The organism is Paenibacillus sp. P36, assembly GCF_045866505.1.
GTDB lineage: Bacteria > Bacillota > Bacilli > Paenibacillales > NBRC-103111 > Paenibacillus_E > Paenibacillus_E chondroitinus.
Genome location: NZ_AP038372.1, coordinates 739620 through 759073 on the forward strand (window position 1 = coordinate 739620; position 19454 = coordinate 759073).

A 19454-nucleotide genomic window follows, 5' to 3' on the forward strand; every position below is an offset into this window, starting at 1 on the left:
AAGGTGGAGATTCAAACCAAAGTTCATACGATTTTCATGCTGATTGGTTCGACGGAGTGCGGAAAAACGACTTTTGCGAAGGAAGTTTTGATTCCTGGGTTGAGATTCGCTGATGAGTCTAGGAATGTAAAAGCAAATGTGCAATATCTATCTTCCGATAGCCTACGCCAAGAGGTTTTGGGCTATGACTATGATAAATATGATCAGGTGATGCTGGAGGCGAGCGATCAGGCGTTTCATCTGTTGTTCGAAAAGCTGAAGATGGCGACTTCATTCCCGGTCAACGCAGAATTCGTGATTGTGGATACGACGGGGCTGGCCGAAGACTTCCGTGCTAAGGTTAGGGAGATTGCGCAAGCCAATAACTATAACTTGGAAGTGATTTTGTTTGATTATCGCAAGCGGGAGGACTACTACGCCTCGGATCGCTCGAAAAAGTTGATTACAAACCACATTAACCGGTTGCGAAAAGAAGTTTTAGGTTCACTCTCTAGAGAAGACTACGCCAAGATTCATAAGATCCGGTTTAAGGACTTTTACTCCGTGACGGAGGGGAGAGCGAATTCTGCCTACCAAGTTATTATTGATGATCGAGAAGAGTACCTTTCCACCATTCTTCCGCAAAATATGAAATATATTGTCATTGGCGATATTCATGAATGTGTGGATGAACTCAAAACGCTGCTGCTGAGCTACGGTTACCAAATCGAGGGCAACAAGCTAGTGGTGACAGATAAAGTGCGGAACACGAAAGTGATCTCTGTGGGAGACTGGATCGATAAGGGGAAGAAAACGAGAGAAATCATCGAGTTTTTGCATGACAATCAGGAGCATTTCTTATTCGTAATGGGGAATCATGAAAATTTTGTATATAAGTACATGCAGGGAGAAATCGGCGGGGTCGATCAAGAGCTGCTTCATACCTACTTCGATTCCACACAGGTGCTATCGCAAGATGCGGAGCTGCTTGAGAAGTTTAATGAACTGGTAGCGGTTGCTAAGCCATTTTATCGATTGAATGGGCTGAATACTCCCTCCTTCTATGTGACCCATGCCCCGTGTAAAAACAAATACATTGGCAAACTGGACGCGAATTCGGTCCGTCATCAGCGTAATTATCGCATTGATCGTAATGCGCCATTGGAGGAGCAGCTCACTTTTCTCCGGGATGAAGCGGTGAAGAATCATCCCTATCACATTTTCGGGCACGTTGCCGCCAAAAATGCGTTTCGTATCAAAAACAAAATTCATATCGACACAGGAAGCGCGCATGGTCATATGTTGACTTCCGTCAGTATTTCATACAAGCCGTTCATGAAATCGCAGAAGTCCGAGCAAACCGTGATGACTGATGCACTTCAAACTTTGTTTTATGAAGAGCGCAAGGTGTCGCTGCAAGATATGGGTGAGGATGAGATTCGCAGACTGCATTACGTATCCAGGAATAAGGTTAATTTCATCTCAGGGACAATGTCTCCGGCTGATAAGGATGAGGCTGCGCAGGACCTGGAATCTTTGCGCCGTGGCTTGGGTTATTTTGCGGAGCGGGGTGCTTCAAAGGTTGTTCTGCAACCGAAATACATGGGATCACGCTGTAATATTTACTTAAATAAGGAGATAGACGAGTGTTTTGCGGTCAGCCGTAATGGTTATCGCATCAACCAGATTGATTTGACGGAAATCTATGAGGCGCTGCAGCTTAAGTTCGGCGGCTATATGGAAGAGAATCAAATTGAAATGCTCATTCTGGACGGTGAGCTTCTGCCGTGGAAAGCGATCGGCGACGGATTGATTCAAAGGCAGTTCAAGCCAATTGAGAAGGCTTTGGAGAGTGAATTGGCATTTTTGCAGCAAAATGGGTTTGAGCAAGCATTTGGCAAGTTGACGGCCGATTATCGGGCAAGCGGGTTTGAGAAGGATCAGTACAACATGCCTAAGACCGCACTCAGCGACAAATACGGCTCACACTTATACCAAAACTATAAGAATATCCACGATATTCTGAACGCTTATGTTCCGTTGGAGCAACATGTTCAAGCATACCAAACCTACAAAAGGCAGCTTGAGATTTATGCGGAAGACGGTGAGCTTGCCTACAAACCATTTGCTTTGCTGAAAATCGTTTATGAAAATGGTGAGGAGTGCCTACCGGACTGGAAAACTTCGGAGGTATACAGCTTTTTGTCGGAGGATGAGTATCTACTGTTGGATCTAGCTGATCCGGATTGCTATGAGAAGGCTGAGCGCTACTTTTCTAGGCTAACTGTGGATAACTATATGGAAGGTGTCGTGATTAAGCCTGAAGTCATCCAAGCCAATGTGGCGCCTTATATGAAAGTTCGAAATAAGGATTACCTATCGATTATTTACGGCTATGACTACCGTTTTCCGCACAAGTACAAGAAGCTGATGAAACAAAAGAATATCAATCAAAAGCTTCGCACCTCCATAAATGAATATCGTCTAGGGGAACGAATGCGCTTGATTAGGTTCGATGAAATCACACCGGAGAATGACAAGTATAAGGAAGTTGTTGCGAATTTATTATTCGAGGTTGCTGGGGAGAGGGAGATGGATCCTCGGTTGTAGCCAAATAAAACCGTCAGGGTGAAACTGGCGGTTTTTATTTTTCGATCCCCCCCACTTACGCCAAAGTAACTAACTGACAACTTTTTCAGTTCTTATGCAGCTTTTCCTTTGCCTGTATAATAACAAGTGTAAGTAAATGAGTGGATGGAGGACGGAAGATGAACGTTAGAACTCTTGGAAAAACAGGACTGCAGATATCGGAAATCGGATACGGCGCATGGGGAATTGGTAAAACGGCTTGGATCGGCGCTTCCGACGAGGAATCCATTCAAGCGCTGAATCGCTCGATTGAGCTGGGGTTGAACTTTATTGATACGGCTTTGGGTTATGGCGATGGTCACAGTGAACGACTTGTCGGGCAAGTGGTGAAAGCTCATAATAAGCGGATTTATGTAGCGACCAAAATCCCTCCGAAAAACAGACAATGGCCGGCACGCGATGGCGTACCCGTGGAGGAGACTTTTACAGCGGAGCATGTCATAGCAAGTACAGAGCAAAGCCTGCGCAATCTAGGTCTAGAGACGATTGATGTGCAGCAGTTCCACGTCTGGTCGGACGAGTGGGTGGGACAGGGAGACTGGCTGGAAGGGGTCCGCAAGCTGAAAGAGCAGGGCAAAATCCAACACTTCGGCATATCAATTAACGATCACCAACCGAATAATGCGCTCAAGCTGATTGAAACGGGGCTCGTGGATACGGTGCAGGTGATTTATAACATTTTCGATCAAAGTCCTGAGGATCAACTGCTTCCTGCCTGTGCAGCGCACAATGTAGGCGTTATTGTCAGAGTTTCGCTGGATGAAGGCGGTCTCACGGGCCGTATTACACCTGACACGACGTTTAGCGAAGGCGATTTCCGTAACAACTATTTCCGAGGTGATCGCAAGCAGCAGGTGTATGATCGCGTTCAGAAGATTACAGCTGATTTGGATATTTCTGTTGAGCAAATGCCGGAAATCGCACTTCGGTACGTGTTAAGCCATCCTGCTGTCTCAACGGTCATTCCGGGTATGCGCTCTGTGCGCAACGTGGAAGCAAATATGCGTGTTGGTGACGGACAAGGACTGACCAAGGAACAAGTGGAAAAGCTGAAAGCGCATCGTTGGATTCGGGATTTCTATAGAGGTTGATTAGACATAACGAGGAGGATTTAGGGTCCATGGACAAAAAGAGGATCATTGTAACTGGCGGCAGCGGTAAAGCGGGCCAGTGGATTTTAAAACATTTTGTGGAAAATAATTATGATGTCATTAATTTGGACGTGAAAGCTCCAGCGGAACCGATTTGCCGGACGATTATTACTGATCTTAATGATTTGGGTCAAGTACATAATGCGATATCGCAATTCAGTACTGGCAATCGGAAAGAGGTCGAGGGTATTGTGCATTTTGCCGCTATTCCTCAAGCCTATACACATACGAATGAGGTATGTTTCCGTAATAATGTGATGAGCACCTACAATATTTTGGAGGCGGCGGCCAACTTGGGAGTCAAGAAAGTCGTGCTTGCGTCGAGTGAGTCTTCGTATGGCATTTGTTTTGCCAGTGAATTTTTCGAGCCTAATTATCTACCCATCGATGAAGATCACCCACAGTTGCCGGAGGACAGCTATGGCTTGTCCAAAGTGGTGAACGAAGTGACCGCTCAGGCGTTCAATCGACGTACCGGTATGCAGGTGGTCAGTTTCCGCTTAGGCAACATTCTGGTGCCCGAGAGTTATGAGCAGCTGAAAGCTAATTTCGATAATACGGACGCGCGTTTGCGCATCCTGTGGTCCTACATCGATGCAAGGGACGTAGCTTCTGCTTGTCTTAAAGCTATTGAGGTCGATGGGCTTGGCGCAGAGGCGCTTATCATTGCAGCAGATGATAGCTCGTCGAATCGGCCAACGCTGGATTTAGTGGCGAAGTACCTGCCTGGTGTAAAAGAAATTCGTTCCTCGTTAGAGGGAAGAACATCTCTCATTTCCAACGCGAAAGCGAAAAGATTATTGGGCTGGGAACCACAAATTAAACTGATGGAGCAGTAAGGAGAAGAGCGGTCAATCCTTTGGGATTGATCGCTTTTTTTGTATTTCAGACATGATATTGCAGGACTTGGACAAAATAATACTGAATTTTCCATATTTATACTTGCCGGGGGGTCATAATCACGTCTGATATTCTTACTTCCGTCTATGGTTTAAATGAACAAGAAGATACTCTGCCTTTATTCGAACGCTTAAAAGAAGCTTTTGCGGATTCTGCCGACTATGCGACGATATTGATCGGGATGGAGAATGCGGCCGAATTGTATTTATGTTTTATCTCATCCTTATGCTCCGCACAGAGGTTGGATCTTCTGCTCGATACTGATATAACCGGAGATTTGTCTGCGAGGCTAGAGCGTTACAGGGGGACTGGACTTAGGGAAGGGACGTTCGAAAATTGCGTGCAAGCGATCTGCCACGGCTCAGCCGTTATCTGTAAAGCAAGATCGTCTTCCGGAATGATACTGAATTTATCAGAAAGCCAGCAAAGATCGGTAGGGTCGCCGGTAACTGAAAATGTTCTTCAAGGCCCTATGAACGCTTTCAACGAAAGTCTCGACGTCAATACGGCATTAATTAGACAGCAAATTCGTTCGTCCCAATTAAAATTGTGGGAAACGATTGTCGGCACGGCCAGCCACACCCGAGTCGCTCTGTTTTCATATAGTGATGCCGTCGATCCCGATCTGTTGTCACAGCTAAAAGAAAAGCTGGAGCAGATTCAAACGGATGGCATTCAGGACAGCGCACAACTACTGCGACTGCTAATGGCCAGAAAAAGAATGTTGTTGTTCCCCTTGGCCGTTTCCACGGAAAGACCTGATCGTGTATCGGAATCTCTGCTGGCAGGCAAGGTGATCATCATGATAGATGGTTCTCCGTTCGCCTTAATTGTGCCTTCTGTTTACACAGATTTTTGGCGTTCACCGGAGGATAAATATGTCAATCCGCACGTTACCTCTTTTCTGCATACGCTGCGCGTTCTGGCTATGTTTATTAATTTGTTTCTTCCCGCTATGTATGTGGCACTAACATCTGTCAATGTTGATGTGAACCGCCTGGAGATTAGTCTCGCCGCGGCAGCGAGTAGGGAGGGCGTCCCTTATCCTGTTTTTGTGGAGACACTCCTGATGCTTATAACGACAGATTTCATAACAGAGGCGGGGTTGCGTTTGCCCAAGACGATAAGTTCGACGGTTACGATGGTCGGCGGTGTTGTCCTAGGTCAAGCGATCATCCAGGCTAATATCGTCAGCCATCTGTTAGTCATCGTTGTGGCAGCTACGGCCATCACTAATTTTATCGTTATTGATTATCAAATGGGACTAGTACAGCGAGTCCTGAAGTATTTTGTCGTGATTGGCGCCACGATCGCTGGCCTCCTAGGTATCGTGTTCTGCTTAGTGTGCTTAGTGATCTATCTAAGCTGTCTTGAATCATTCGGAACTCCTTACCTCACGCCCTTATGGCACAAGAAGAAAAGGTTGGGATCGTCCTAGCCCGTATTTCAAGAAAGGAGCCTTTGTAATGAAAACTTCTTCCGGCATAACTGGCTATGAAATGTTTGTGATTCAAATGCTGTTCTCAGGTGCCGCGGCCGGTTTCATCTATCCGAGCTTTCTGATTCGCAGTACGTCAGGAAGCTATTGGATCCCGATAGCTATCTGGGTCGCGGGCGCTCTGCTCAGCTCTTGGCTTTACAGCAGAATGCTGGCCAGGCTGGAAGATAACAAGTTGATAGCTGTCATACGATCTTCGCTTGGTAGCGTTTGGACGATCATTCTTTGTCTACCCGTATTACTATTTCTGTTCGGAACACTCGTCGTGATGTTGAGAGCCTATTCGGAAATTGTTACGATGACGATGCTGCCCACCACGCCAATATCATTTTTGAACGGAATGCTCCTTGCTCCTGCTGCACTTGCCTTGGCCGGAATGATGCCAATTGTGAGGGCCGCGAGGGTCTTCTTTCTTTTGGCGTTTATCTGCACAGTGGCGCTGCTAATTCTAGGTTTTAGTGATATTGAGTGGACTTTAGGTACACCTTGGCTTCGGACGAACGGCGATTTTCTCCGCAACAAGCACTTTTATGCCGGATCGTTTGTGTGGATGGGGTTTACGTTTACCTCACTGATCGGATCATATAAGATGCAGTCCGCAAGGTGCGCCTGGAGAAGCTACGGTGTTGCCCTCCTTTGTGCGCTTCCTTTGATTGCAGGCTATGTTTATTTGCCGGTTATGACCTTTGGAAGGGATTTAAGCCAACGCTTGACCTTTCCTTTCATATCCAAAATGGATTCGATCTATCATTACTGGATCGTATTTGAGAGTATGACCGCCATTTTTGTTTCCGTGACTATGCTCTATGTTCTGATCACCATGGCGCTGCAGCTGCACGCCTTGGGAGAAACGCTCAAAACATTGATACCTAGAGCGCACAATGGCCTGATTTACGTCATTATTTTTATTTTCGTTTATACGGCGGCCACGTTACTGACTTCTTGGAGAGAGGTCGAGCATATTGTCATAGTTACGATTGGCATCCGTCTGTATATCATGTTTGCTTTTCCTTTGCTCGGTATGGCTGTCCTGTTTTTTGCTCGAAATCGGGCAGGAAAGGGTAATGAACTATGAGGCGAAAACACCCGATATGGAAGTTAGCCATTGTATGCTTCCTGACGATGACGATCGGATCCGGATGCTGGGATTCCAAAGACATTGATAATCGGCTCATGGTCGGTGTGATAGGGTTGGAGAAAGCGCCGGAGACGGGTCTCCGAGTATGGTTTCGATTCCCTCTTCCCAGGGCCGGACAAGAAACGTCGAAAAAAGATTTCTTTACGATGAGTCAGAAAGGGTTCACCGTCCCCGATGCGATGAACAAATTAAGATACAAACTTCCCAAAGCATTGGAAACTTCCTCAACACGAGCATTGCTGCTAGATGAGCCGTTGGCCAAGACGGGTCTCACCCCTTTTTTAGAATTTGCAATTAGAGAGCGTTCCGTCCCCTTAGATGCTGTAGTTGCCGTGGTCAGGGGCAATATGGAACGGATTTTTAGCAGCCCCAATCCGACCGGGGAACTCTCTGGTATTTATACCAAGCTATTTTTCGAGCCTTATGCCGGTGGTATCCCTAGAAAAAATGTAACGAAGCTGTGGGAGGTCTATGCCAAATTCTATAACCCGTTTCATGCTAATCTAATCCCGGTATTGATCGAAGGTGAGAAAAATTCGTTCAGCTTTGGCGGCAATGCGATTTTTGTCAGCGGCAGGATGGTTGGGGAAATAGACAAGGATGAATCGCTTTTGTATGAAATTTTCACGCGCCGGTTTCATGATTCAGAAGTTGAACTGATGAGTAGATCGGATATTAGGATTGTACATAACCATACCCGGATAGGTACGTCACTTGAGGGTGGGAAACCGATCATCAACATTGATTGTTCGCTGGTCACAGTTTTAATCGACAGTTCCCGTCAGCGAAAGTTGAATGAATCAGAGACCATTGCTGAGTTGGAGTCGGACCTGAACGGTCATGCTAAATCATTGTTCGAGAAGACCCAGCGAGCAGGCGGAGACGTCTTTGGCTTCGGCAATCGCTTTCGGAGTCGACTGCAGCCATCCCAATATGATCATTGGAACGAGATGTTCAAGTCTGCCGAAATCAGCTATAGTTTTCATATTGATATGAGAAACACGGGATTGGAGTTCATAGACTCGAAGTAGCCAGAAAACTTGGGAGGGAAAGCCATGCAAGGGAAAATCACATACACATCCATCGATGAGTACATCTCCGCCTTTTCGCCGGAGATTCAGGAGATTCTGCAAAAGCTGCGAGAAGTCATTAAGGAATCCGCCCCGGATGCCAAGGAAAAAATCAGTTACGCGATGCCTACCTTTGAGCAGCATGGGAATTTAGTGCATTTTGCAGCTTTTAAAAATCACATCGGATTTTATCCGGCACCGGACGGAATCATCCAATTCCAAGATGAGGTCGCAGAATATCACGCATCAAAAGGAACTCTGCAATTTCCACTTGGGAAACCGATACCTTATGAATTGATCAGCCGGATCGTGAAGTATAGGGTTGCTCGGAATATGGAGAAGGCGAAGAGTAAGAAAAAGAAGTGAATGTTTTTTCTCCCACTTACCGTCTACTCACACATAAATGTGTGTTGGGCGGTATTTCCCATGGAAGTGATTCATGAGACCGTCACCAATTTCGTCATTGAAAAAGGAGTTATCCACAACGATTCTTCTCCCAAGGACAAGAACTACTAGATTTAAACGGAGGACAACACTATCCAGAAATTTATCTATATCGTCATTTTACTCTTTTTGGGACTTGGTCTCCTAAAACAAGGTTATTTATACGAATTGAATTATTTATTCGCCAATATCATCCTAGTAGCTTCATTTCTAATCTACAGTCTTACAACTAAGCAGATGCGTCTACATCTGGTGCATCTATGTTTATTTTTAATCGTTTTACTTTACTGGATTAGTGTGTTTATCGCGGCAGACGTGGAAAATGCCATTTTAGAGGCTATCAAAATAACCACCATACTCCCATTTGCGATTCTTTTTTCTGCCCTATCCAAAGAACAAATGATGAAGATTTTCAGATGGATTCCTTACATGGGAGCATTCCTCGTTGTTATTGGAGTCATCTTTCAGTTGGAGAGGCAGCAACGACTAGAATCAACAATAGGTTATGCGAACGCATTAGCTATTTTCTTATTGGTTTCTCTGTTAATGAGTATCTTCTTTTACATGAAAAAAGCCAGTAAGATTGACTTCATATTGATGATTATTCAAGCGACAGGACTTCTACTTACATTCTCCAGGTCGGTATGGGTGCTGTGGATTGTATCAGTTGCTGCATTGGCACTATTTCAAGAATTTCGGAAGAGAAACATGTGGCTAAGAATAATGTCTATTCATGTTTTTAGTTTTATAATTGCTGCTTTATTAAAATGGGATATGTTCTTTTTTTGGTCAAGGCTCAAAACGATCCAGCCAGAAACCTCTGAATTTCAGATGAGGCTTATGTACTGGAAAGATAGTTTACCCATGATTACCGATTATTTTTGGCTTGGAACAGGTGGTGGAGGATGGAGTGTATGGCAATCCTTTTACCAATCAGAAGGGTATTTTGTTCGGTTTGTACATAATCATTATTTACAATTGGCACTAGATATAGGTGTATTCGGATCTTTGTTGTTTATATTAATTGCCATAATCCTATATTATCGTAGCTTTGCTCTGTATAAATCATTGAAAACAGTAGCGGAAAACTCTTCACTAGTATGGATAAAAGGAGTTGTGCTAGCGAGCACTGTTTTACTCCTTCATGCCGGATTTGATTTTGATTTTAGTTTTCTTTTCATCCTCGCTCTTTTCCTTATGTTTGTTGAGTACATTATGGTACAGAGTCCAGATATGGCCACACGACTAATCAATCCAAGTAAGTCTGTAAAGGCAATTCTATCTATTTGTCTGGTAGTCATGTTGTTTTTCACAAGTTGGATGGAGGTAGGGAAATACTTTCAGATGAGAGGTCAGAGTAACGTTACAATTGGAAATATGCAATCGGCGATTCAAGATTATTCGATAGCGCAGAAATTGATGCCTTGGGCTGCATCAACTTATTATGACATGGCGAAAGTGTATGTTTTACTTGGAAACAAGTCAGGAAATCGTAATGATTATTTGGAGGGTAAGAAACAAGTTGAACAAGCGGTGCATCGACTTCCTCATGAGAAGTTATATCAACAGTTAAACGAGGATCTTTATGAAAATTTAATGAAGGAATAAAGTGGATTTATAAGATGATTATATCATTTATGGTATAATCATTTTTGTTTAATTATTCCATTATTTCGAAGAGGTGGCTTGGATTCATGAGTTATTGGAAACATATTCTCCAAAAAATTGGTTTATCTTTGATTGTCGTATTTATCATTCAGATTATTTTGCCTACAGTTTCGTTTGCTTTTTCTGGCTTTTTTATGTATTCACCGGAAGATGGGAGATTAAGAGGCTACGTTTATGTGAAAGATCCTACGAAGGTGTCCGTAGACATAACGAATAATGGATCGGTAACAACCATTACTTATGATCATAATAAGGATAAATTATCATTTCATGATAGCACTTATTATGGTTATGATAATGCAAATGTTAAGCTGAAAAATGTTAATTTCAACTCAATTGAATATACAGCTAACACGGCACCTAGCAGAATCGTAGCTTCAGATGGTCAATCCACGCAGGAGTTCACCAAAGAAATAGATTCATATGGAAATGTTCGATATTTTGGGGACAATACAAAACTTGGTTTATACCGTATATTAGGAAAGCCATATTTATCTAAAGTAAATGCTAACACATACATACCACGGAATAATCAGCTTGTGGGTTTCATACCTGCTAGCGATGATTCGAATGCCATACAGCTCTCGTTGCCATCGGTAAATAACCTACCTGCGATAGATTTCGGTCATCTTGCTCTTTCGGACTTTGTATTAAAAGATGTTACCGCAGGGTCTAATATGACTTTAACCGGTCTTAATAGGTTAACTGGATATGAAACACTACAACAATATCCTAACAGTTATTTTAACAGTGTTATAACACTAGAAACATCAACTTCACTAGTTAAGGATCATATATATGAATTGAGCTTATCTTCATTGAGTAACAGTGATGAAATAAAACTTCCTGCACCAGGAACTTATTCTTTTAGTCTGATAACGGGTATCGTAAAAGTCGAATTCGTAAATCAAGGAAAAGCATATTATGAGTTTGAGGGTCATAGTGCTGCTTACTTTGATAATATACAACTAAAGGGTACTCCACAGTTAAAGATTAGCCCGGAAACATTGTCTGTGGGGCAAGAGAAAGATTTTAAAGTGTTCAATCAATTCGATGATGGAACGATTGAGGATGTTACGGATTATGAGATTACTTCGTTAACGTTTTCTGATGTGAACAATAAAGCAATTTCTTTGGATAGCACAACTAAAAAAATTAAAGCCCTTAATCCAGGTTCAGCATCATTAATAATAAAACATAATGGAGAAAATCGTCCTTATTTTATTACTGTTATAGCTGTCAGTCCAGGTGGAAGTGGAGGTAGTGGATTCTTTCAATATTTCATGGAAGATCAAGACCTAACTCGTGGTCAAATTCATCCAAAAGTATCTTGGATGACATCTTCGGAAGCCCTCTATTCTGGATATGAACTAACCTTTTCTGATACAAATGGTTCAGCGATAGGTCAAACGATAAACGTTCCTAAGCAGGTAACAACAGGTGGTGGATTTAATTATTTGGATATTCCAAATAGTTCATTGCCGCTCGGTGCTGTATATGTTGATCTAACTCCAAAAGATTTAGCTGGTCATAAGGTTTCAGAAATGTATCGTATGCAAATTTTTGATAACACATCGAATAGCCCAGTCCTAACAGGAGGTAATCCTGCAATCCCGGCACCGGTCGCTCAGGCTATGCAGTTTGATGATCAAGATACAAGATTGTGGAGCTTGGGTGGACACATTACTTGGTATGATGCATCAACGAGCCCTTCTCCTGCTACTTCTTACAGCCTTTATTTTGTAGATGCAAATAACACGAAGTTGAAGCCTATTGCGGAGATACAGCGAAATAACTTTAAACGTCCTTATCAAAATCTAGATCTGCCCAGCTATGAAATTACATTGCCGAATGGTTTTGTGATGCCAGAGGGTGCTCAGAAAATAGGCATTTTTGGAAAGAATGCTCAAGGAGAAAGTACACAGGGCTATTATTATAGATTCTGGGATAAAATTGCAGGGACAATGGGGAATGATTATTTCGAAGATACTGATAATCGTGCAAATCACATAAACGGAACCTTGAACTGGACACCGATGCTAAATGAAACTACTATCGTAGGTTATGTGGTACAGTTCCTTGGAAAAGATTTCGAACCCATTGGCAACAGCTTTGCACAAATTGGAAAAGGGCAGCAGCAGTATAGTGTATCTATACGCGAAGATCAAATTCCAGTTGAGGCCAAAGTTATTGCACTCAGGGCTGTGAACGCAGACGGTATCTATTTGCCAGTCGGGAATTATTCTATCTCAGACAATATTCTGGGAGAAGCGACTAGTTCCTCGCCTGTTGACCAGCAGTTGCCTGGGATAACGCAGATCATGAATTGGGATTTAGATGGTGAACTAGGAGAAATAGGCGGATACATATACTTTAACGCTGATTATAGTGCAGTAAATTCATCAATTCTACGTTATGATATTTATTTTGTTAATGATCAATTGCAAAAGATTAAGCCTATTATTAGCTTATCTAAAAATAATGTGGCACTGTACCAAACGAGTATCCCTATGAACACTAAAATACCGAACGGTGCAACCAAGCTCGCTGTTTATGGAATTACAGCTACTGGTGAGAGTGTGCCGAAAACAATTGATTTAAATGACCGAATCTACAGCCCACCTTTATTGCCAAGTCAGATTAGCATAACCAACAATAAGTCAGACTTTGCGGATACGATTACAATTACAGGGTTGCAGGCTTATGATGCTGTTAGTATATACCGTGATGTCAATTCATCAAATGCTTTCTTAGTTGGTTCTGTGGAAGGCAATGCTTCTTCGATATCATTTAGTGTGCCGCAGTTAGGGAAAGAAGAGGGGAGTTTGTATTTTGCTCTTCAACGTAACGGTGGAATTCGGAGTCTAAAGGTACTTAAATCCTACGATAAAGAGCCAACGATAGGCGGTGCCGTTGGAGGAGGCGGTGGTGGTGGCGGCCCAGTGGGCCCTGCAGAACTCTTCAAATGGGATATCGTCAATCAAAATGGTGCGATTCGCGTATCATCGAGTATCAGTCCTGAACAATTAAAAAAGCTAGTAGAAGAACAAGCTAAAGCTAGCAAAAATGAAATTCTAATCGACTTAAAGACTACTGCTGATGGCTACGACTTCAAGCTCAATGCTGGTTTAATTGATGAGATTAAAAGTAAGTTAGAAGATCCTGTTTTAGTTTTTAATACGACCATAGGAACAGCGAGAATCCCTTTTGACGTTCTACAAGATGCATTGGAAGCAAATGGTGGAAAGGATTGGATGAGTCTTAGGGTTAGTATTGAAAAGCTCTCGACGGCTGACCAACAGGATCTGGAGAAAATGATTGCTTTAAATGGAGGAGAGAGTGTAGGTAAGGCCCTATCTTATGAACTTTCACTTATTAACGATAGCAATAGCACCGTTGCGACCATCGATTCGTTTTCTGAATATGTTGGGCATCATGTTCTTTTACCTAAAGATTTCAAGTTAAATCCAGGTGAAAAGTTAAACGGAGCCGTATGGGATCCCCAATCCAAAACGTTGATTTCTGTCCCATTGACCATAACTTGGGATAAAGATGACAAACCTGCATATGCAACACTTTGGAGAAAAGGGAACTCCATCTATACGGTGTTTAAATCGCAAAAGCAATTTGCCGATGTAAAAGAGGACTATTTTGCCAAAGATGACATTGAGTCTTTAGCGGCTAGCAACGTGATTCAAGGATTTGAAGATGGTTCTTTCCGTGCTGATGAGAACGTAACTCGTGCGGAGTTTGCGACACTTTTAGTTAGAGGCTTGGGCTTAAAACCAGTAAGTAGCACGTATAAAGGATTTTCAGATGTTAATGAGGCGGATTGGTACAGTCAAGCTGTCTATACAGCTGTAAGTTCGGATCTTATTAGTGGGTATGAAGATGGAACCTTCCGTCCAACGCAAAATATTACGCATCAAGAAGCCGTCACGATGATTAGTAATGCTTTGAAATTCATTAATAAGGCAATAAAGTTGGATGATTCAGAGCGTGCACGATATGCACAGCGTTTGAGTGAATTATCCTGGCCAGTAGATGAGTGGGCAATCGATGCTGCTGCTATGGCGATGAAAAGAAATGTTTTGAATGCAGGTAATGGGTTCTCTTTTGAAAAGGATGCCAAGACGACGCGCGGTCAAACCGCTCTATTGATTAATAAACTGCTTCAGAACGCAGCTTGGCCAAAGAATTAACATATTTGTCTCACTCACCGCATATCCATTAACAAAAGCATAAAACAGGCAAAGGTGCCTCAGGTCCAAGAACGTCGAGCGTTCTCCGAACCGGGGCACCTTTTTGCTTCCATTCGAGGTGGAGAGGTGAAGGGAGTGCCCCCTAACGAGAAACCGATACGCGCCGTACCGCTCGCCGTCCGGATCATCCCGAACGTCGACGCCGGGCTCGCGCAGAAGCTGGAGCTGAAGCCGGGTATCCGCAGCCTCGGCCTGCTGACTTCATCCATCGACGATGTAGGTTACACCGCCATCGATGAAGCAACGAAGAACGCAGCGGTAGAGGTGGTGTATGCCCGCTCGTTCTATGCCGGATCAGGGCACGCCTCGGGGCCGCTGTCCGGTGAATTCATCGGCATCATTGGCGGCACCTCGCCGGACGAAGTACGTAGCGGGCTGGATGCCGCCATACAAGTGATGGAGAGCGGCGCCTGCTTCTACGCGCTGAATGCCGACGCAACCCACGCGTACTATGCGCATGTAGTATCCCGCACAGGCTCGTATCTCTCCAAAGAGGCGGAGATTCGGGAAGGCGAGCCGCTTGCTTACTTAATTGCTCCTCCGTTGGAAGCCGTCTACGCCATGGATGCCGCACTCAAAGCCGCCGATGTGCGCTTGTGCAAATTCTATGGCCCGCCGACGGAGACGAATTTTGCGGGCGGATTGCTGACAGGCAGTCAATCGGCCTGTATGGCAGCGGCCGAAGCATTTGCGGAGGCTGTCCGTAGCATCGCTAGAGAACCGAAGAAAATAGGCCAGTAAGAGGCAGGTGTCCGTTATGATTGAACAAAAGCTAGCCTTGGGCATGATCGAAACCTACGGCTTGCCGGCATTAATTGCCGCAGCAGACGCTGCAGCAAAAACGGCGGATGTAAAGGTCACGATGTATGAGAAGGTGGATGCCGGCATCGTAACGGTTTATATCTGGGGCGATGTGGCAGCAGTCAAAGCAGCTGTAGATGCGGGGGCAGATGAGGCGAAGCGGGTCGGCAAGCTGCTCGGCACACAGGTGATCCCGCGTCCGGATCCTTCGGTCTACTTGATGCTGCAGAGTGTCCAAGAGCGGGAGCAGCCCAAAGTCCCTGAACAACTAGAAGCACCCAAGCCAAAAGAGCATGAGGAGCCTCCTGCAACTGCACCGAACTGGAGCAAAATGACCGTCGCCCAGCTCAGAGAGCTCGCCCAAAGCATGCCAAAATTCCCGCTGGCCGGACGAGATATTCAGCTGGTTAGCAAAGCGGAGCTAGTCCGGCTTTTCACGGAGCTGTCCGCTGAAGAAGGAGAGCGGCCGACATGAAGCTGGACAGCGATTTGCAAGCGATCCAGGAGGTTCGCAATTACCTGCAAGAGGCCAAGGCCGCTCAGAAGCTCCTGGAAAAAATGACGCAGCCACAAATCGATGCGATCGTATCCGCCATGGCCGAAGCGGCGGAGCAGCAGGCTGAGCGGCTTGGCGCTATGGCCGTCAACGAGACCGGCTTTGGGAAAGTCGCCGATAAAAAGGCGAAGAATCTGTTCGTCGCGAGGGACATCAATGCAGCGATAAAGGACATGCAAACGGTGGGTATCATCCGCAAGGACAACACAAGGCAGGTCTGGGAAATCGCCCAACCTGTCGGCACCATTGCCGCCATCATTCCCTCAACAAACCCGACTTCGACGGTGCTGTTCAAATGCCTGATCGCGCTGAAAGCACGCAACGCGATCGTCATCTCTCCGCATCCATCGGCGCTTCGCTGCTCGCAAGAGTCAGCCGCCGTCATGCGGAATGCAGCAGAGCGCGCGGGAGCTCCGCCGGGACTCATTCATTGCCTCTCGCATCCCACTTTGGAGGCGAGCGGGGAGCTGATGCGGCATAAGCTGACGGATCTCATCTTGGCGACAGGTGGAACCGCCATGGTGAAGGCCGCCTACAGCTCCGGCAAACCCGCCTATGGTGTCGGGCCCGGCAATGTGCCGGTGTACATCCACCGGAGTGCGAACATCCCAAGCGCGGTGAACCACATTTTACATAGTAAAACGTTTGACTACGGCACGATCTGCGCTTCTGAGCAAGCGCTTGTTGTGGATCAAGCCATTAAGCCGTACCTCATCCAAGAATTACAACGTCGAAACGCCTATTTCCTCAATAAGCACGAAAAGCAGAAAATTGCCTCTATCCTGATGACCACCAAAGGGATGAATCCGCAAATTGTTGGCCAATCACCACAGGCCATAGCGGGCAAAGCCGGCATCGATGTCCCGGATAGCGCGCAGATGTTAATCGCAGAAGAGACGGAAGTTGGGCACGATTACCCTTTTTCCATGGAGAAGCTTTGTCCTGTGCTTGCCTTATATACGGTGAACGACTGGCAGGAAGGCTGTCAAAAGTGCATACAGCTGTTAACGCTCGGTGGCTTAGGTCATACGCTCGGCATTCACGCTGAGGACCCAGCGATTATTGAAGCTTTCGGGTTGGAAAAGCCGGCATCGCGCATTGTCGTTAACACTGGAACAACGTTCGGTGGTATCGGTGCTACGACAGGAATCTTTCCCTCCATGACACTGGGCTGCGGGACGTTTGGCAATAACATCACCTCGGACAACATTGGGCCGCAGCATTTGCTGAACATCAAGCGGGTTGCCTTCGGCATTAAGGAAATGTCTCTGCCTGAGGAGCCTGTGGCGACGAATTCCGACGACTCTAGTCAAATCGCCAGCCAAGTGGCGGACGGACTAATCAAGACGAATCAGCTCGGCATTACGCGTGAGGAAGTTGCTCAGATTATCAGAAAGGTCCTTACGGATATGCAATTATCTTAATCCCATCATCCAAGGAGGAGATCGCAATGGCAGGTGAATTGGCCGCATTAGGTTTAGTGGAAACGAAAGGCTTGGTAGGTTCAATTGAAGCGGCGGATGCGATGGTGAAGGCGGCGAATGTCAGGCTGGTCGGGAAAGTGCATGTCGGCGGCGGGCTAGTGACAGTGATGGTCAGGGGAGATGTCGGTGCCGTCAAAGCAGCCACAGATGCAGGCGCAGCAGCTGCGGAGAAGGTAGGAGAGCTGGTTTCGGTGCATGTGATCCCCCGTCCGCACTCCGACATTGAGTTCATTCTTCCTAAGCTTGAAGGGTAAAAGATGGCGCTCATTACGGAAACGTATCTGCGCGCACAGCTGATCAAAGGTTTGGCGAATCCATTTCCCGTTACAGAGGGGGATAAGTTGACCCCCGCAGCGGCTGATTTCCTGAAGGAGCGGGGAATTCGTTTACAGCGTGTGGCTTCCGAGCCATCCGGCACCCTGCCACCGAACTTCCTGCCTGTTGGCGTCTCCAACCGGCACGTGCACCTCTCAGCTCATCATATCGAGATGCTTTTCGGCAACGGTTACCGGCTGACACCTTTGCGCGAGCTTTCCCAAAAGGGGCAATTCGCCGCCATGGAAACAGTGACACTCAAAGGCCCGCACGGCAGCCTGTCTAATGTCCGCATCTTGGGACCTTCCCGTGGTGCGACCCAAGTGGAAATCTCGCGCACAGACGGATTCGAGCTTGGCGTTCATCCACCGATTCGCCTTTCCGGCGATCTTGCCGACACACCGGGGATCACGCTGGTTGGCACAACGGGAACCGTCACCTTAACCGAAGGACTGATCATCGCCAAAAATCACGTACATGCCTCCCCGGAGGAAGCCCAGACCTTGCGCCTAAACCACGGGGACCGCATACACGTGCAAGCAATGGGGGAGCGCTCCATCATTTTTGCCGATGTGATCGTGAGGGTGAGCCCGCAGTATTCGCTGGATTTTCATATCGACCGGGACGAGGCGAATGCAGCCCAATTAACAACTGGGGACACGGTCCAGATCATCCCTATGAATGCCGAAAGGAGGCTGCGCTAGGTGGAAATCAAGCAAATGGTCGAAGCGATCGTTCGTGAGATTTTGAACCAGCAGGCTAAGAGGCCGAAGGTGCTTTATCTGTTTTACGACAGCACGGCGCATGAAGCTTTCATCGATCATTTTATAGCATTAAATATTCACGGCATTGATCATGATCTGATGTTCCTGGACGGCGAAGCCTCCTGCTGGCTCGGCAAGCACAAGATTGAATGTGCCGGTCGTGGCCAAACTATTGCTTCTGATGAGTTCGCTCCTGCTCCCATAGAGGTGCCGCTTGCGTACGAAGGCATCGTGATTCCGGAAATCGATCTGGATAATGCAGCGAGAGCAGCCCTTGGCATGAAAGGGACGATCGTCTCTGAGATCATTTTTTCTACGCTAGTTCAAAATAAATTCGTCCTCATCGGTGAAGATATCTCAGGATTGAAAAAGGCGGACCGCCGGACGCTCCAAACGCTGACGCTGCCCACCCCGTATCGCAATCTTTTTGATTATTACAAAATGGAACTCCAAATGTACGGCGTCGAATTCGCCCCCAGCAAACAGCTTGCCGAGAAAGCCGTGAGCAAAATTCGCCCTGAAATTCTTAAAGCTCTAGAGGCTCCTGAAACTCTAGAATCTTCTGCCCCACCAGCACCCGCATCCGCACCCGAACCCGCATCCGAAGCCATCCGCTACGAAGGAAAACTGGTCTCCGCAGAATGGGTCCAACGGGAGTTAAGAAATCGTCCATTTTGCTCCTTGCAAATCGGCAGAAAAACAATTATTTCCGCTCTAGCGCAAGACATGCTGAAGGATAAAGGCATCCAGATCGAATATATGGCCGAAAGGTGAG

Annotated in this window: 15 protein-coding genes; all 15 read left to right on the forward strand. The window is 45.9% G+C overall.

The annotated features are described in order from the left end of the window. Positions 1 to 3 precede the first annotated feature (3 nt). Positions 4 to 2589: a metallophosphoesterase gene (locus ACKTT9_RS03305; RefSeq protein WP_407870490.1), complete on the forward strand. Its 2586-nt coding sequence runs from the start codon at positions 4 to 6 to the stop codon at positions 2587 to 2589. A 158-nt stretch (positions 2590 to 2747) separates the two neighbouring features. Beyond that, the gene (locus ACKTT9_RS03310) at positions 2748 to 3719 is read left to right on the forward strand and encodes an aldo/keto reductase (RefSeq protein ID WP_407870491.1); all 972 of its coding nucleotides are present in this window, start codon (positions 2748 to 2750) and stop codon (positions 3717 to 3719) included. Positions 3720 to 3748: 29 nt separating this feature from the next. Next, a complete protein-coding gene (locus tag ACKTT9_RS03315; protein WP_407870492.1) occupies positions 3749 to 4618 on the forward strand; it encodes an NAD-dependent epimerase/dehydratase family protein in 870 nt (289 codons plus the stop codon). Positions 4619 to 4791: 173 nt separating this feature from the next. Then, the gene (locus ACKTT9_RS03320) at positions 4792 to 6117 is read left to right on the forward strand and encodes a spore germination protein (RefSeq protein WP_407872951.1); all 1326 of its coding nucleotides are present in this window, start codon (positions 4792 to 4794) and stop codon (positions 6115 to 6117) included. Between the two features lie 28 nt (positions 6118 to 6145). Then, positions 6146 to 7252 carry a GerAB/ArcD/ProY family transporter gene (locus ACKTT9_RS03325; RefSeq protein WP_407870493.1) on the forward strand — a complete coding sequence of 369 codons (1107 nt, stop codon included), beginning with the start codon at positions 6146 to 6148 and terminating at the stop codon, positions 7250 to 7252. Further along, positions 7249 to 8346, forward strand: a complete 1098-nt coding sequence (locus tag ACKTT9_RS03330) for a Ger(x)C family spore germination protein (protein WP_407870494.1) — start codon at positions 7249 to 7251, stop codon at positions 8344 to 8346. The genes ACKTT9_RS03325 and ACKTT9_RS03330 overlap by 4 nt, the downstream gene beginning before the upstream one ends. A gap of 24 nt (positions 8347 to 8370) precedes the next feature. Next, the gene (locus ACKTT9_RS03335; protein WP_407870495.1) at positions 8371 to 8751 is read left to right on the forward strand and encodes an iron chaperone; all 381 of its coding nucleotides are present in this window, start codon (positions 8371 to 8373) and stop codon (positions 8749 to 8751) included. 246 nt (positions 8752 to 8997) lie between these two features. After that, the gene (locus ACKTT9_RS03340) at positions 8998 to 10437 is read left to right on the forward strand and encodes an O-antigen ligase family protein (RefSeq protein ID WP_407870496.1); all 1440 of its coding nucleotides are present in this window, start codon (positions 8998 to 9000) and stop codon (positions 10435 to 10437) included. Positions 10438 to 10523: 86 nt separating this feature from the next. Continuing rightward, on the forward strand, positions 10524 to 14699 hold the full coding sequence (locus ACKTT9_RS03345) for an S-layer homology domain-containing protein (RefSeq protein WP_407870497.1): 4176 nt from the start codon (positions 10524 to 10526) through the stop codon (positions 14697 to 14699). 135 nt (positions 14700 to 14834) lie between these two features. After that, a complete protein-coding gene (gene eutL / locus ACKTT9_RS03350) occupies positions 14835 to 15500 on the forward strand; it encodes an ethanolamine utilization microcompartment protein EutL (RefSeq protein WP_407872952.1) in 666 nt (221 codons plus the stop codon). Positions 15501 to 15516: 16 nt separating this feature from the next. Continuing rightward, positions 15517 to 16035: a BMC domain-containing protein gene (locus ACKTT9_RS03355; protein WP_407870498.1), complete on the forward strand. Its 519-nt coding sequence runs from the start codon at positions 15517 to 15519 to the stop codon at positions 16033 to 16035. After that, entirely contained in the window at positions 16032 to 17540 is a 1509-nt protein-coding gene (locus ACKTT9_RS03360; RefSeq protein WP_407870499.1) for an acetaldehyde dehydrogenase (acetylating), read from the forward strand. Before ACKTT9_RS03355 ends, ACKTT9_RS03360 begins: the two co-directional genes overlap by 4 nt. A gap of 26 nt (positions 17541 to 17566) precedes the next feature. Then, positions 17567 to 17854: a BMC domain-containing protein gene (locus ACKTT9_RS03365; RefSeq protein ID WP_127455654.1), complete on the forward strand. Its 288-nt coding sequence runs from the start codon at positions 17567 to 17569 to the stop codon at positions 17852 to 17854. Between the two features lie 3 nt (positions 17855 to 17857). Then, positions 17858 to 18619, forward strand: coding sequence for a phosphate propanoyltransferase (pduL, locus tag ACKTT9_RS03370; protein WP_407870500.1), 762 nt, complete (start codon positions 17858 to 17860; stop codon positions 18617 to 18619). Then, positions 18620 to 19453 carry a hypothetical protein gene (locus ACKTT9_RS03375; protein WP_407870501.1) on the forward strand — a complete coding sequence of 278 codons (834 nt, stop codon included), beginning with the start codon at positions 18620 to 18622 and terminating at the stop codon, positions 19451 to 19453. The last annotated feature ends 1 nt before the right edge of the window (position 19454 follow it).